This window comes from Sphingomonas sp. SUN019 (genome assembly GCF_024758705.1).
Lineage (GTDB): Bacteria > Pseudomonadota > Alphaproteobacteria > Sphingomonadales > Sphingomonadaceae > Sphingomonas.
On sequence record NZ_CP096971.1, the window covers coordinates 202,883 to 217,633 of the forward strand.

Consider the following 14,751-nt stretch of genomic DNA (forward strand, 5'->3'; position numbering starts at 1 on the left):
CGCTGGAAGTCGCGGTGGACGCGACACGGCGCGGTGGTCGGGGAGACAGGATTCGAACCTGCGACATCCTGCTCCCAAAGCAGGCGCGCTACCGGACTGCGCCACTCCCCGACGCTGGGGTGCGCTAGCGGGCGCGGGGTGTTCACGCAAGCGTTGTGGTGTGGGGCCGGGGACGATTGTCGCGGGGTTCTTGCGAGAAGTGTTTTCGTGCCTGTCTGTGCGCGCCGCATCTTTTGCGTCGCGGCGAAGCCGCGCCGTCGAACGGCGCCGTTCGCGCCGCCGACCGCGTGCGCCTTACGGCGCGCCGCTGCTCCGCTGCGGCGTTGCCCGGCGCACGAAAAAAGGGCGCCCCGCAAGGGACGCCCTTCGCATCAAGCATGGCTCCGGCGCGAACGCCAAGCCTGCTTATTGCAGATTGTCCGCCGTCTCCTCGCCGACGTCGCGAACGTTGTCCGCGGCGTCTTCGAGGTTATCCGACGCATTTTTCAGCGCAGCGGCTTCCGCGGCATTGGCGGTGTTGCCCGCGATGGCGTCGATATTGTCCGCCATCATTTCCATGTTGTCGGCCATCATGTCGGCATTGTTCTCGACCGCCACCGCTTCCGGTGACTTCGAGCACGCCGCAATCGACATCAGGCTGACAGCCACCGCTACCGAAACGATCCTCTTCATGTCATCAACCGATGATCTGAAGACGATTCGATCAGTTCATGTTGTCGGCAGCGTCTTCGCCGGCGTCACGAACGTTCTCGGCTGCGTCGTCGAGGTTCTCGGCGGTCGCTTCCAAATTGTCCTGTGCGGTCGCATCCATCGTGGTGTTCGATGCTGCTTCCATGTTGTCCGCCATCATTTCCATGTTGTCGGCCATCGCATCGGCGTTGTTCTCGACCGCAGCCGCTTCAGGCGACTTCGTGCAGGCGGCAACCGACATCAGGCCGGCGGCAGCAGCGATAAGGATGATCTTCTTCATGGTGAAACTCCTGGATTTATTGAAACGGATAGGCGGCGATCAGTTCACATCCGTCTGATTGTCCGCACGCTCTTCATGCTTGCCGTGGCGACGCTTATCACGCCGGTCACGATCTAGAGGATCGCATCTGCGATAGGTTCGATCGCCTGGATGATCCGGACGTCGATCAGTTCGATCCCCTTCATTTGAATGCTCCCAAGCATCACAAATCCGCGGCCGACCCGATCGCCGTCGCGAGTGACCGCAAATACCCTACCTCGGCGGGGGGTCAATCCGCAAAATTCATCTGGCATACACCTTTGCGGCCAAGTGAAGGCAGGATCAGGGTTTTTGGGCGCGTTGAACCGGCCCGATTTCCTCCGGCGCATTGGCCACGATCGCCAGCATCGCGGTCCAGGCGGCGACATTCTGCCGCAATTGTTCGGGATCGACGCGGTCCAGCGTGTCGTCGGCGGTGTGGTGCGTGTCGAAGTAACGCAGGCCCGACTGGTTCAGATCGACCCCCGCCACGCCCAGCGCGACGATCGGCGCGATGTCCGCGCCGTCGCCCGCCTGTGCCGTCCCACGCACGATGCCGAGCGGGGCGAGCGCCGACGCCAGCCGGTCGGCGACCGGCTTGGCGCTGTCGGGCAGGGTAGTCTCGAACCGCCACACGCGGTCCGCGCCGAAATCGCTCTCCGCTGCTACGACATGGCGCTCGCTGCCGTGCTTCGCCGCATAGTCGCGCCCGCCGAAGCCGCCCACCTCTTCCGATCCCCACCACACGACGCGGATCGTGCGGCGCGGGCGTTTACCGCTGTCGAGGATGCGCTTCGCCGCCGCGGCGGTGATCGCGACCCCGCTGGCGTCATCGATCGCGCCGGTCGCCAGATCCCAGCTGTCGAGATGCCCGCCGATCAGCACGATCCCCGCCTTCGGGTCGCTGCCCGGCACCTCGGCGATGACATTGCCCGACTCCTGCTCGCCGATATGCCGCGGGGTCAGCAGCAATTTCATGCGGATCGGCTTGCCGCGCTTCGCCATCGCCTCGATCAGTGTTGCGTCGGGGGCAGAAAGCGCCGCGGCCGGGATCGCAGTCGTCCCCGCCGGAAAATTGGTATTGCCCGCGTGGGGCAGGCGGTTCGTATCGGTGCCGATCGAACGGATCACGATTGCGGCTGCGCCCTTGCTGGCCGCCAGCGCCGGTCCAACGAAGCGTGCCGCACCTGCCGCGCCATAGCTCGATCCGTCCTGCGTCGGGGCCATCGTGTTGCCGACGTACGCGATCTTGCCCGTCAGGCTGCCCGCGGGCGCGGCGACCAGATCACCATAGGTCGGGAATACCACGACCTCCGCGGTCAGCCCCTCCGCCGGGGTAGCACCAGAGTTGCCGAGTGCCGTCAGCGCCAGTTTCTGAGGGAACGGCGCAACGATCTCCGCGCGTTCCTCGCCGCGCACCCACACCGGCATCCGATACGGCTCGGCGCGCACGTTTTTGAACCCCAGCGCCTTCAGCTTGGCCACAGCCCACACTCGCGCCCGCGCTTCGCCTTCGGTCCCGGCAAGCCGCGCGCCGACCTCGGTCGTCAGGCCCTCAACGATGTCATAGGCGACGTCGTCCTTCAGCGCGGCGTCGCGCAAGGCCGCCACCTTCGCATCGACCGGCGCGGGGGCAGGGGGCGCGGTGCGCTGCGCCAGGGCAGGGATGGAAAGAACGGCGGAAACGGCGAGCGCCGCGATCAAGGTGCGTTTCGTCATGGGCAGCACGCGTAGAGCGCCGCCGTCCGTTTGCCAACGCCGCGCGCGGCCTCTACATGCGCCGGCAAATCCCACTCCCCTTCGTTCAGGAGCCCGGCACCGCGATGGCCGTCCAATATACTTACGTCATGAAGGGTCTGACCAAGACCTTCCCCGGCGCGAACAAGCCCGTCCTCAACAACATCCACCTGCAATTCATCCCGTCGGCGAAGATCGCGATCATCGGCCCGAACGGGTCGGGCAAGTCAACGCTGATGAAGATCATGGCGGGCATGGACCCCGATTTCGTTGGCGAGGCCTGGGCCGCGGACGGCATCAACGTCGGCTATCTGGCGCAGGAGCCGCAGCTCGATCCGACCAAGGACGTGATGGGCAACGTGAAGGACGGCGTGCGTCCGGTCGCCGACCTGGTCGATCGCTTCAACGCGATCTCGGCCGAGATGGGCGATCCCAAGGACGACACCGATTTCGATGCGCTGATGGAGGAAATGGGCGACCTGCAGGCCAAGATCGACGCGGTCGACGGCTGGAGCCTCGACAGCCAGCTCGAACAGGCGATGGAGGCATTGCGCTGTCCACCCGGCGATTCCCCGGTCGACAATCTGTCGGGCGGTGAAAAGCGCCGCGTGGCCTTGTGCAAGCTGCTGCTGGAAAAGCCCGACATCCTGCTGCTCGACGAACCGACCAACCATCTCGATGCCGAAAGCGTCGCTTGGCTGGAGAATTATCTGGTCGAATATGCCGGCAACGTCATCCTGGTCACCCACGACCGCTACTTCCTCGACAATGTCGTGAACTGGGTGCTCGAGCTCGATCGCGGGCGCTACTACACCTACGAATCTAACTATTCCGGTTACTTGGAGAAGAAATCTAAGAGACTGGAACAGGAAGAGCGCGAAGAGCAGGGCAAGCAGAAGGCGATCGCGGACGAACTCGCGTGGATGCGACAGACCCCGAAGGCGCGCCAGACCAAGTCGAAGGCGCGTATCCGTGCGTTCGACGAACTGATGGAAAAGCAGGAGAACCGCGTCGCGGGCAAAGCGCAGATCCTGATCCAGCTGCCCGAACGGCTCGGCGGCAAGGTGATCGAGGCGAAGGGCTTGACCAAGGCGTACGGCGACAAATTGCTGTTCGACGGGCTGGATTTCGTCCTGCCGCCGGGCGGGATCGTCGGCGTGATCGGGCCGAACGGCGCGGGCAAGTCGACCCTGTTCAAGCTCATCACCGGGCAGGAGCAACCTGACTCGGGTTCGATCGAGGTCGGTTCGACCGTGAAGCTGGGTTACGTCGACCAGAGCCGCGACGATCTCGATCCGAACAAGAACGTGTGGGAGGAAATCTCCGACAAGGTCGAGATCTTCCGCTTCGGCAAACAGGAGATCGGCACGCGCGCCTATGTCGGCGCGTTCAATTTCCGCGGGCAGGATCAGCAGAAGAAGGTCGGCCAGCTATCGGGCGGCGAACGCAACCGCGTCCACATGGCGAAGATGCTGAAGGAGGGCGGCAACGTCTTGCTGCTCGACGAACCCACCAACGACCTCGACGTGGAAACGCTGCGCGCGCTCGAAGAGGCGCTGGAGACGTTCGCCGGCTGCGCCGTGGTCATCAGCCACGACCGCTTCTTCCTCGATCGCCTGTGCACCCACATCCTGGCGTTCGAGGGCGACAGCCACGTGGAGTGGTTCGAGGGCAATTACGAATCGTATGAAGAGGACAAGCGCCGCCGCATGGGCGACGCCGCGGACCGTCCGACGCGTTTGGCGTACAAGAAGCTGACGCGGTAGTTTCGCGCTATTCGGGGCGGTGGCAAACCGCCTCGATATTGTGCCCGTCAGGATCGAGCACGAACGCGCCGTAATAATCCGGGTGATAATCAGGTCGCAGGCCGGGCGCGCCATGGTCGCGCCCGCCAGTCGCCAGCGCCGCGGTGTGGAACGCGTCGACCTGCGCCCGGCTGTCTGCGCGAATCGCGATATGGAGCTTGCCGCGCGTCGCATCCTGTTCCGCGATCCAGAACCAGGGACGATCGTCACCGTAACCCGCGACTTCGGCCGCTTCGCGAAACCGCATCAGACGGCGGATTCCCAACGGTTCGAACGTAGCGTCGTAGAAGTCGCAGGATCGCGCGATGTTCGAAACGCCGAATGTCAAATGATCGATCAAAGCGCGCCCGTGTCGATCGCCAGCCCGTCGATCGTAGTCGCCTGCAACACCTCGCCAAACGCGACAACGCGACTTTTCGTATAGGCGTCGTCTATCGGCTCCCACATCTGATGAATCACGCGAGCATTGACGTCGGCCACCCAGTATTCCGCGATCCCCGCGCCCGCATAGGCCTCACCCTTCCGGCCAAGGTCGTTGCGCAGCGTGGTTGATGAAACTTCTACAATGAGCGCTACGGAAGTCAGCGGGATCGCGCCGCTTCCACGAGGCTCATCGGTGAGGACGATGTCGGGCAGCGGCATATCATGATCGGACAGATCGACGCTGCCATCCATCGCATGGAGATCGCTTCCTAACTGCTCAAGCATACGCCGAAGGCGATAGGAGAGTTCGCCCTTGATCCAAGCATGAGGGCGATACTCAGCGTTCATGATAACGATTTCTCCGTCGATCAGCTCGGTTCGGGCATCGCCGAATGCTCCGGCCTCATCGAGAAGAAGATAGTCTTCGACCCTTAGCTTGTACCTGCCCGGTGGAAGACGGTCCTGAATCGTCATGGCAGTATGCTATCATGAAGACGGGTTTGCGCCAACTTGCACCCAGATTGCAGACCGAGCCGCTATATGTCTCTACTATTTCCGCTCCGCCGCGCTCCTGTCACGGATCGTGGTGAATTCCGACCCGGCGCTCCACGTCGGCCATACGCCGGTTTTCGCGAGCCGCAGGCCCATCGCGTGGAACAGGTCGACTTCCGCCGCTGCACCGCGGAAATCCCATGAGGGCGACCACGTGTCGCAGGTCTTGTGGTAACAGGCCATATAGCCGTCGAGCCACTTCTGCCCCGCCGCCTTGCCGCCCGCCTTCAGATCGGGCGCGCCGCCCAGCGCCATCAGCAGCAGCGACGGCACGCCCTTTCGTACGACCGAGAAATGGTCTGCGCGATAGAACAGGCCGCGCTCGCTGAACGTCTCGGGCGTGATCGTGCGGCCCTGCGCCTTGGCGGCGTCGCCCAGCAAGGCATCGAGCGATGAATTGCCCGCGCCGACCAGCACGACGTCGTTCGCCGGCCCAGCGGTCTGCAGGATGTCGAGCGTCAAATTCGCCGCGGTCTTCGCCAGCGGATAGAGCGGGTGGGTGGCGTAGTGCTCCGAGCCGAGCAGACCGCGCTCCTCGCCAGTCCACAGCGCGAACACCAAAGTCCGGTCGGGCGCAGGCCCCGCCTTGAACTGCCGCGCCAGTTCCAGCACGCCCGCCACGCCCAGCGCATCGTCGTTCGCGCCCGGCCGCAGCGTCTTGCCGCTCGCATCCGCCGGACCTTCGCCGTAGGCATCCCAGTGCGCCCCGAACATCACGCTCTCGTCAGGGCGTTTCACACCGGGAATCTTGGCGATCACGTTGGCGCTCTCGATCCGCTCGACCTTCACCGGCATGTCGGCCGAGAAACGCAATTTCATGTCGACCGGCTTGAACGCCGCCGATCGCGCCTTCACCCGCAGCGCGTTCAGGTCGAGCCCCGCGGAGGCGAACATCCGGTCCGCGGCCTCATGCTCCAGCCAACCCAGCAGCGGCACGCGCGGATCGTCCTTCCCGCGCACGATGTCGTAATTCTCGCCGTTCGAAGCGTTCGCGGTCGACCACGGATAGCCCGCGCCGCCGGTATCGTGGACGATCAGCGCCGCAGCCGCCCCGCGCCGCGCAGCCTCCTCATATTTGTACGTCCAGCGCCCGTAATAGGTCATCCGTCGGTCGCCGAACCGGCCCTTCGCATCGTCGCCCGCTACGCTCTCGAAATCGGGATCGTTAACCAGGAAAACCGCGACTTTGCCCTTCAGATCCTGACCCTTGAAATCATCCCATTTCGCCTCGGGCGCATGCACGCCGTAGCCGACGAACACCATCGGCGCGTCCTTCACGGACACGCGCGCGTCGCCGCGAACGGTGGTCATCGAAACGTCCTTGCCCTGCGTCAGCGGCGTGCGGCCCTTCGGCCCCGTCACGCCGAGCGTGCCGCCGGTGATCTGCGTGCGGATCAGCGGTACGGCCTGCGTCCAAGATCCGTTCTCGCCGCCCGGTTCGACGCCCATCGCCTTGAACTGCGCGATCAGCCAGTCGACCGTCTTCTTCTCCCCCGGCGTCCCCGGTGCGCGGCCGCCGAAGTCGTCGGAGGCGAGGATCTTCACCGCATCGGACAACCGCTGCGGATCGGTCTGCGCGAGGGCAGGAACTGCGGCGACGGTGGCGAGCAGGGCGAGGGCGTAACGCATCATCTATCCTTTTTTGTCGCCTCAACATCCGTTCGTGCTGAGCGAAGTCGAAGCACATGGCCCCGCGTAATGCCCTTCGACTTCGCTCAGGGCGAACGGGATTTGGGACTAACGCAGCCGCTTCACGAACAGCCGGCCATCCTCACGCCGTTCGGTCGCGAAATTCGGCACCGCCTGGATCAGGTCGGACAACCGGTTGAAGCCGTAGTTGCGCACGTCGAAGCTGGAACGATTGGCCGCCAGCTGCCCCATCGCCGACAGACTGACGTAACCACGCTCGTCGCGCTTCACCGCATCATAGGCGTCGATCAGCAGCTTCACGAGCTCGGGGTCGAGCCCCGCCTTCTTCGCATCGCCGTTGGTCGCGGGCGCTGCGACCGGGGCCGCCGCCGCGGCGGGCGATGCAACCGCGACCGGCACCGGCAAAGGCTCGGTCTTCAATTTGTCGACGTCGATGAAGCGCGAACACGCCTGCTTGAACGCCTCGGGCGTCTTCGCACTGCCAAAACCGTACACTTCATATCCATCCTGCCGGATGCGCATCGCCAGCGGCATGAAATCGCTGTCCGACGACATGATCCCGAACGCCTGCACGCGCCCGCGGTACAGCAGGTCCATCGCGTCGATCGTCATCTTCATGTCCGTCGCGTTCTTGCCCTTGGTCAGGTCGAACTGCTGCTGCGGTTCGATCCCGTGTTTCAGGCTCATCTTCTCCCAGCCCTTGAGCGCGGCCTTGGACCAATTGCCGTACACGCGCCGTACGTTGACCGCGCCAAGCTCGGCCAGCACGGTCAGCACCGGATCGATCAGATGCCATGACGCATTGTCGGCATCGATCAGCAGCGCGACGTTGCGGTTCGGGTCGTCGGTCATTGCGGCTCCGGATAGGTGATGCTCATCACTTCGTACTCGCGCTCCCCGGCCGGAAGCGCAACCCGCCGCACGTCGCCGATCGTACTACCGCGCAGCGCACGCGCAATCGGGGAGTTCCATCCGACCCGCCCCGCGCCCGCATCGGCCTCGTCATCACCGACCAGTGTAAGCGTGCGCCGTGCGTCGTCCTCGTCCGCAATCTCGACCGTCGCGCCGAAGAACACGCGGCTCCGGTCGGCCGCAGCCGCAGGGTCGACGACCTTCGCCGCCTTCATCCGTCGCGACAGCCACCCCAGCCGCCGGTCGATCTCCCGCAGCCGCTTTCGGCCGTAGATGTAGTCGCCGTTCTCGGATCGATCACCATTCCCCGCCGCCCAGGAGATCGTCTCAACGAGGGCGGGGCGTTCGGTACCGAACAATTGCTCATACTCGCGCCGCAGCGTCGCATAGCCGGCGGGGGTGATGTAGTTCGGACGCTCGATCACCCCACCCGGTTCCGCCCCAGATACCAGCTCAAATTCGACGGCCCGCGGCTCTTCGCGCGCTGCGGGTTCATCAGGTCGTACACCACCGCATTCTCGATCACGCGCTGGACGTAATTCTTCGTTTCCTGATACGGAATCGCCTCGATCCAGTCGACCATGTCGACCGCGCCGGTGCGCGGATCGCCGTTCAGGCGGAGCCATTTGTTCACGTTGCCCGGCCCGGCGTTATACGCCGCGATCGCCAGTGGATAATTGCCGTACCCGGCATAGATGCGCTGGAAATAGCTCGAGCCAAGCTGCACGTTGTAGCTCGTGTCGGTGGTCAGCGACGAGGGATTGTACGACAGCCCGATCTTCCCCGCCTGCTCGCGCGCCGTCCCCGGCATCAGCTGCATCAAACCGCGCGCACCGGCGGACGACACCGCGGCGCGATCGAACTGGCTTTCCTGCCGCGTGATCGCATGGATCATCGTCCAGTTGCTGTCATGCCCCGACGGCACCGCAACGGTCGGAAATCCCGCCAGGCTGTAATCGGTAAAGCCGTTCTGCATCGCGCTGCGTCCAACCATCACCGACAGATCGGGGCGGTCGATCGCGCGCGCAAATTCGTTCGCAAGCACGTGATCGGCGTCGCTGGTCGCATCCGCCGCGATCTGCCGTACGAATGCGGTCTGGTCCTGCCACTGGCCGATCGTGCCGAGGAATTGCGCCGCGCGTACCGTTTCGCGGGCGTAGAAAGCCGAACGCGTCGCCGGATCGACCGCGCGCGGCGTGATCGGGGCAGGGGCGACCAGCGGCCGCCGCATATGCTCGATCGACAACTGGCCATAGAATTGCTCGCGATACCCCGCCGCGCGCGTGAAGAACGCGGTCGCCTCCTCGCTCCGCCCTGCCGCTTCGGCCGCGCGCCCCGCCCAATAGAAGCCCTTCGCCCGCGTCTGCGGCGCCTGGCTCCCGCGGCCGTAACGGTCGAACATCGTCATCGCATCGGCGGGTCGCCCGATCCGCATCATCGCGGTCTGTCCCGCCAACCAGACAAGGCTCGTATAATCGTCGCGCTCGCCATACGGCTTCTTCGACACGTCGGTGCCATACGGATAGGCGTCGTCGACCTGCCGCGCGATGTCGTAGGCGACCTGCCACTGATTGTCCGCCGCCGCGCCGCGCGCGCCCGTCAGCAGCACCTCGTAGAACTTCTCGACACTGCCCGGCCGGTTCATCCCCGCTGGGCGCGTCCGCGCGAGCCATGACCGCGCGCTGGGTGAGGCGTTGTTGTTCCGCAGCCACGTCGCCTTGTCCGCGACATAGCCCGCGTCGCGGTTCCCGATCGCGTCCATCCGCGCCATGTATGCGGATGCGTCCGGCGCATTGCTGCGAAACGCCAGCCGCGCCGCGAACAGCTCGCGCTGCGACGGGCTGACATAAGCGATCTGGCGCTGCGCGAGGCTGGTCGATCCCGCCCACAGCAGCGCGTCCATCCGCGCGTCGTGATCCTCGGGCCGCAGCGCGCCCGCGAATTGCGACAGGATCGTCGCTTCATCCGCAGGCGCCAGCGCCCCGCGCCGCCACGCATCGCGCGCCGCGCCGTAAGCCGCGGACGTCTGCCCACTCGCCGCCAGCGCCTTGGCATAAGCGACGCCACCTGCGCCCGTCTGCGGAGCGAAACGCCGGAAATAGGCGATGACATTGCCCGGCGCGGCGTAGCCGCTGCCCGCCTGCTTTTCCGCCGCGCGGCGATTGGCGGCCTGATTCGGCCAGCCCGGATGCGCCATCAGGAACCCGGCATAGCTGTCGAACGGCAGCGAATCGGTCTGCTGCAACGCGCGCCACTGCGCCAGCGCCTGCGCCATGCCCGCCGCACTCGCCTGAGTTTGGGGTTGGTAGGGGGGGGCAGGGGCCGCCGCCGGTTGCGGACGATAGCCGTCCTGGTCCTGCGCGACGAGCAACGCCGCGCCCATTCCGATCATCAATCCAATCACACTGCCTGCCTTCAACGCGGTCACCATGTGGACAGAGTAACGCCGCTACCCGTATCTGTCCTGAACGAAGATCATTCTTGGCGCGAAGCAGGAGCGCAATCCCATGTTTTCCGGATCAATCCCGGCGCTGGTCACGCCGTTCGACGACGGCGGCGCGTTCGTCGAATCGGCCTATCGCGACCTGATCGACTGGCAGATCGCCGAAGGATCGTCGGCGCTGGTCGCGTGCGGCACGACGGGCGAGGCCGCGACGCTCAGCAAGGAAGAGCATTTCGCGGTCGTCCGCATCTGCGTCGATCAGGCGAAGGGCCGCGTGCCCGTGATCGCTGGCGCAGGGTCGAACGACACGCGCGTCGCAGCCGAAAACCTGATCGCCGCGCATGAGGCGGGGGCCGACGCCGCGCTGATGGTCCCGCCTTATTACAACCGCCCGTCGCAGGACGGCATCTACCAGCATTTCGCCGCGCTTGCCGTCGACGCCCCGCTGCCGATCGTCCTCTACAATGTTCCGGGCCGCACCGTCACCGACATCCAGCCCGCCACCCTGATCCGCATCGTTCAGGCGTTCCCGAAGGTTTTCGTCGGGGTGAAGGACGCGTCCGGCGTCCTGACGCGCGTATCCGACCACCGCGCCGCGCTGGGTGACGATTTTGCGCAGATATCCGGCAACGACGACCTCGCGCTCGCCTTCAACGCGGTCGGCGGCACCGGGTGCATCTCGGTCACCGCCAACGTCGCCCCGCGCCTGTGCGCCGATTTCCAGACTGCGTGCGCCGCGAACGACTTTGCGGCCGCGCGCGCGATCCACGATCGCCTTTTCGCGCTCCACGCGTCACTTTTCACCGACGCCTCGCCCGGCCCGGTCAAATACGCGATGACCAAGGTCCGCCCCGGCTTTCCGCAGGGTTTGCGCCTGCCGATGACATGGCCGGGCGAAGCAAGCCGCAAAGCGATCGATGCGGGGCTGACTGCGGCCGACCTCTGAACCCACCGGCAAGGTCCGGTCGCCGCAATAGTCACCGCCCGCTATTGCCGCGCGCCCGCCAAAGCGCCACATCGCGCGTCCCATGGCCCGTCCCAAACCCGCAACCTTCGAAAAGACCAAGATCGTCGCCGAGAACCGCAAGGCGCGGTTCGAATATGCGATCGAGAGCGTGTTCGAGGCCGGGATTGCGCTGACCGGCACCGAGGTTAAGTCGTTGCGCTTTGGCCAGGGATCGATCGCGGAGAGCTATGCCGAGGTGCGGGGCGAGCAGGTCTGGCTGGTCAACGCCAACGTGCCCGAATTCAGCCACGGCAACCGTTTCAACCATGAACCCAAGCGCCCGCGTAAACTGCTGCTTCATGAGCGCGAGATAAACAAGCTGCATGGCGCGGTGGCGCGTGACGGCATGACGCTGGTCCCGCTGTCGGTATATTTCAATTCGCGCGGGCGCGCGAAGGTGGAGCTTGCGTTGGCGAAGGGCAGGAAGGCGCACGACAAGCGCGAGCATATCAAGGAACGCGAGTGGAAGCGTGACGCGGCCCGCATCATGCGCGACCGCGGCTGATGGCGAGCAGGGCAATGCCGTGGTGGCAACGCTTTGCGGCGTGGTGCCACCGCAACCTGCCGACGCGCGAATCGCTGGAGAAGAATCGCTTGCTGCGGCCGGTTGCGCATCGCGTGCTCGCGCCCGAATTGTGGCGTTTCACGCGCCGGTCGGTCCCGCGCGGCGTGGCGCTGGGCATGGTCACGGGCATCCTGTTTCCAGTCGCACAGATCCCGCTGTCCGCAGTGCTGGCGCTGCCGTTCCGCGCCAACGTGCCGACCGCGGCGCTCACCACCTTCATCACTAATCCCTTCACGACGCCGTTCATCTGGGCGTTCGCTTATTGGGTCGGGAAATGGACACTGCATCTGGATGAGGCGCTGCCGGGCGATCCGCTCAGGCAGGCGGCGCAGTCCGACTGGATGCAATGGCTGATGTCCGACGCCGCGCCTGCGATTGCGGTCGGATTGCTGATCGTGACGGCGGTGCTGACCGTCGGCGGCTATGCGCTCACGTCGCTCGGCTGGCGGCTGTGGATCGCGCGCAAATGGAAAAGCCGTCACATTCGTCACCACAATTGACGGGGCGTGTTATCGGAGTAAAACGCAGCGCATCCTGATAAGACAAGAGGGTTGCCCTATGCGTTCTTCGTTCGTCGTCGCCGCTCTATTCGCGTCCGCCGCTGCTGGCTCGATCGCCATCGCCCAGACTGCGCCTGAAAAAGCGGAACAGACCAAAACGGTGGCGAAGGCCGCGACCGGCCCGGTCAAGCCCGCCAGGACCGACGGACCGCAGATTGGCGATTTCGGCTTCGACATGGCGGGCCGCGACACGGCGGTCGCACCCGGCGACGATTTCTACAACTACGCCAGCGGTACGTGGGAAAAGAACACCCAGATTCCCGCCGACCGTGCCAGCTACGGCATGTTTCACGTCCTGCAGGATCTGTCGCTCGAACGCACCCGCGGCATCCTCGAGGAAAGCACGAAGCAGCCCGGCAGCAAATCGGGCGATTTCTACGCCAGCTTCATCGACGAAGCCGCGGTGAACGCGAAGGGTGCGGCCCCGATCAAGCCGTGGCTGACCGCCATCAAAGGAGCCGCGACCAAGGACGCGCTCGCGACCGAAATGGCGAAGCTGCAGCGCCAGGGCGTACGCGGCTTCTTCGGCGTCGGCGTGGGTCAGGATGACAAGGCCCCCGAAAACTACATCGTCAGCATGTATCAGGGCGGCATCGGCCTGCCCGACCGCGATTATTACCTGAAGGACGACGCGAAGCTCGCGGCGATCCGCACCGCCTATCAGGCGTATCTTGCGCAGATGCTGACGCTGGCGGGCGAACCGAACGCCGTCGCGCGCGCCGCTGCCGTCGTCGCGATGGAGACCCAGCTCGCCACCGCGCACTGGACCCGGATCGAAAGCCGCGAGGCGGAGAAGACCTACAACAAGCTGACGCTCGCACAGCTGGCGCAGCAGGCCCCCGGCTTTCCGTGGCAGCCGTTCGCCACCGAACTCGGCGTCGCCAGCCAAGCCGCCTTCCTCGTCGCGCAGCCGACCGCGTTTGCGGGCGAGGCGAAGGTGTTCGCCGCGACGCCGCTGCCGGTGCTGAAGGATCACTTGATGCTCCGCACGTTGCGGACGTATTCGCCCTATCTGTCCTCCGATTTCGACAAGGCGACCTTCGCTTTCTACGGCACGACCCTGTCGGGCACGCCCGAACAGCAGGCGCGGTGGAAGCGCGGCGTGAACCTTGTCGGCGAATCGCTCGGCGAGGACGTCGGGCAGGCCTATGTCGCGAAATACTTCCCGCCCGAATCCAAGGCGGCAGCCGACGATCTGGTGAAGAACGTCATCGCCGCGATGGGCGACCGTCTGCGCAAGCTCGAATGGATGGCCCCCGAGACGAAGACCAAGGCGCTGGCCAAGCTCGCCGCCTTCACGCCCAAGATCGGCTACCCGACCAAATGGCGCGATTATTCGGCGCTGCAGATCCAGCGCGGCGATCTGGTCGGCAATGTCGCGCGGGCCAATGCGTTCGATTTTCAGCGCGACCTGAACAAGCTCGGCCAGCCGATCGACCGGACCGAATGGTTCATGACGCCGATGACGATCAACGCCTACGCCAACCCGCCGATGAACGAGATCGTCTTCCCGGCCGCGATCCTGCAGCCGCCGTTCTTCGATCCGAAGGCCGATCCGGCGGTCAATTACGGCGGCATCGGCGCGGTGATCGGGCATGAGATCAGCCATCACTTCGACGATCAGGGCCGCAAATACGATCCGTCGGGCAAGCTTGCCGACTGGTGGACGCCGCAGGACGTCGCGCGCTTCAAGGTGTTCACCGACAAGCTCGTCGCACAGTACGACGCCTACGAACCGCTGCCGGGCCAGCACATCCAGGGCGGCCTGACCTTGGGCGAGAACATCGCCGACCTCGCCGGGCTGACGGTGGCGATCGACGCCTATCACAAGTCGCTTGGCGGCAAGAAAGCTCCCGTGATCGACGGCACCACCGGCGACCAGCGCTTCTACCTAGGCTGGGCGCAGGTGTGGCGCACGAAGTTCCGCGAACCGGCGCTCCGCCAGCAGTTGCTGAGCGATCCGCATTCGCCCGGACACTACCGCGCGCTGACCGTGCGCAACCTCGATCCATGGTATGCGGCGTTCGGCGCGAAAACCGGGCAGACGACGTATCTCTCGCCCGAACAGCGCATCCGCATCTGGTGACCGCACCTCCCACGTCGTCATGCT

At 65.2% G+C, this 14,751-nt stretch carries 14 protein-coding genes and 1 tRNA gene; 5 read left to right on the plus strand and 10 right to left on the minus strand.

The genetic code is table 11. The features are described 5' to 3' along the window. Nucleotides 1–34 precede the first annotated feature (34 nt). From M0208_RS01000 to M0208_RS01015, 4 genes are all read right to left on the minus strand, one after another. Nucleotides 35–111: transfer RNA gene (locus M0208_RS01000), tRNA-Pro, on the minus strand. Nucleotides 112–405: 294 nt separating this feature from the next. Then, the gene (locus M0208_RS01005; RefSeq protein ID WP_258889884.1) at nt 406–672 is read right to left on the minus strand and encodes a hypothetical protein; all 267 of its coding nucleotides are present in this window, start codon (nt 670–672) and stop codon (nt 406–408) included. 31 nt (nt 673–703) lie between these two features. Then, complete coding sequence (locus M0208_RS01010) at nt 704–970, minus strand: hypothetical protein (RefSeq protein ID WP_258889885.1); 267 nt, start codon at nt 968–970, stop codon at nt 704–706. A 321-nt stretch (nt 971–1,291) separates the two neighbouring features. Next, complete coding sequence (locus tag M0208_RS01015) at nt 1,292–2,707, minus strand: M20/M25/M40 family metallo-hydrolase (protein ID WP_258889886.1); 1,416 nt, start codon at nt 2,705–2,707, stop codon at nt 1,292–1,294. Between the two features lie 104 nt (nt 2,708–2,811). Between M0208_RS01015 and ettA the strand changes: the two genes are divergently transcribed. Beyond that, complete coding sequence (ettA, locus tag M0208_RS01020; RefSeq protein ID WP_258889887.1) at nt 2,812–4,491, plus strand: energy-dependent translational throttle protein EttA; 1,680 nt, start codon at nt 2,812–2,814, stop codon at nt 4,489–4,491. A gap of 7 nt (nt 4,492–4,498) precedes the next feature. Here ettA and M0208_RS01025 read toward each other — a convergent pair whose 3' ends face one another. The 6 genes from M0208_RS01025 to M0208_RS01050 all read right to left on the minus strand — a co-directional run bounded on the left by M0208_RS01025 (nt 4,499) and on the right by M0208_RS01050 (nt 10,498). After that, nucleotides 4,499–4,975, minus strand: a complete 477-nt coding sequence (locus tag M0208_RS01025; RefSeq protein ID WP_258889888.1) for a VOC family protein — start codon at nt 4,973–4,975, stop codon at nt 4,499–4,501. Then, nucleotides 4,867–5,427 (minus strand): Uma2 family endonuclease, encoded by a 561-nt coding sequence (locus M0208_RS01030; protein ID WP_258889889.1) that lies wholly within the window; start codon nt 5,425–5,427, stop codon nt 4,867–4,869. Before M0208_RS01030 ends, M0208_RS01025 begins: the two co-directional genes overlap by 109 nt. Nucleotides 5,428–5,502: 75 nt before the next feature. Next, entirely contained in the window at nt 5,503–7,134 is a 1,632-nt protein-coding gene (locus M0208_RS01035) for a M20/M25/M40 family metallo-hydrolase (protein WP_408988066.1), read from the minus strand. Between the two features lie 108 nt (nt 7,135–7,242). After that, nucleotides 7,243–8,007: an NYN domain-containing protein gene (locus M0208_RS01040; RefSeq protein WP_258889891.1), complete on the minus strand. Its 765-nt coding sequence runs from the start codon at nt 8,005–8,007 to the stop codon at nt 7,243–7,245. Beyond that, entirely contained in the window at nt 8,004–8,489 is a 486-nt protein-coding gene (gene greB / locus M0208_RS01045; protein WP_408988125.1) for a transcription elongation factor GreB, read from the minus strand. Before greB ends, M0208_RS01040 begins: the two co-directional genes overlap by 4 nt. Beyond that, on the minus strand, nt 8,489–10,498 hold the full coding sequence (locus M0208_RS01050; RefSeq protein ID WP_258889893.1) for a lytic transglycosylase domain-containing protein: 2,010 nt from the start codon (nt 10,496–10,498) through the stop codon (nt 8,489–8,491). The genes greB and M0208_RS01050 overlap by 1 nt, the downstream gene beginning before the upstream one ends. Nucleotides 10,499–10,574: 76 nt before the next feature. On the opposite strand from M0208_RS01050, the gene dapA reads away from it, so the two are divergent. The 4 genes from dapA (at nt 10,575) to M0208_RS01070 (ending at nt 14,727) form a co-directional block, all read left to right on the plus strand. Next, nucleotides 10,575–11,456, plus strand: a complete 882-nt coding sequence (gene dapA, locus M0208_RS01055) for a 4-hydroxy-tetrahydrodipicolinate synthase (RefSeq protein ID WP_258889894.1) — start codon at nt 10,575–10,577, stop codon at nt 11,454–11,456. An 82-nt stretch (nt 11,457–11,538) separates the two neighbouring features. After that, nucleotides 11,539–12,021 carry an SsrA-binding protein SmpB gene (smpB, locus tag M0208_RS01060; RefSeq protein ID WP_258889895.1) on the plus strand — a complete coding sequence of 161 codons (483 nt, stop codon included), beginning with the start codon at nt 11,539–11,541 and terminating at the stop codon, nt 12,019–12,021. Next, nucleotides 12,021–12,581, plus strand: coding sequence for a DUF2062 domain-containing protein (locus M0208_RS01065; RefSeq protein ID WP_258889896.1), 561 nt, complete (start codon nt 12,021–12,023; stop codon nt 12,579–12,581). Before smpB ends, M0208_RS01065 begins: the two co-directional genes overlap by 1 nt. Before the next feature lie 58 nt (nt 12,582–12,639). Continuing rightward, the gene (locus M0208_RS01070) at nt 12,640–14,727 is read left to right on the plus strand and encodes a M13 family metallopeptidase (protein WP_258889897.1); all 2,088 of its coding nucleotides are present in this window, start codon (nt 12,640–12,642) and stop codon (nt 14,725–14,727) included. Nucleotides 14,728–14,751: the final 24 nt, after the last annotated feature.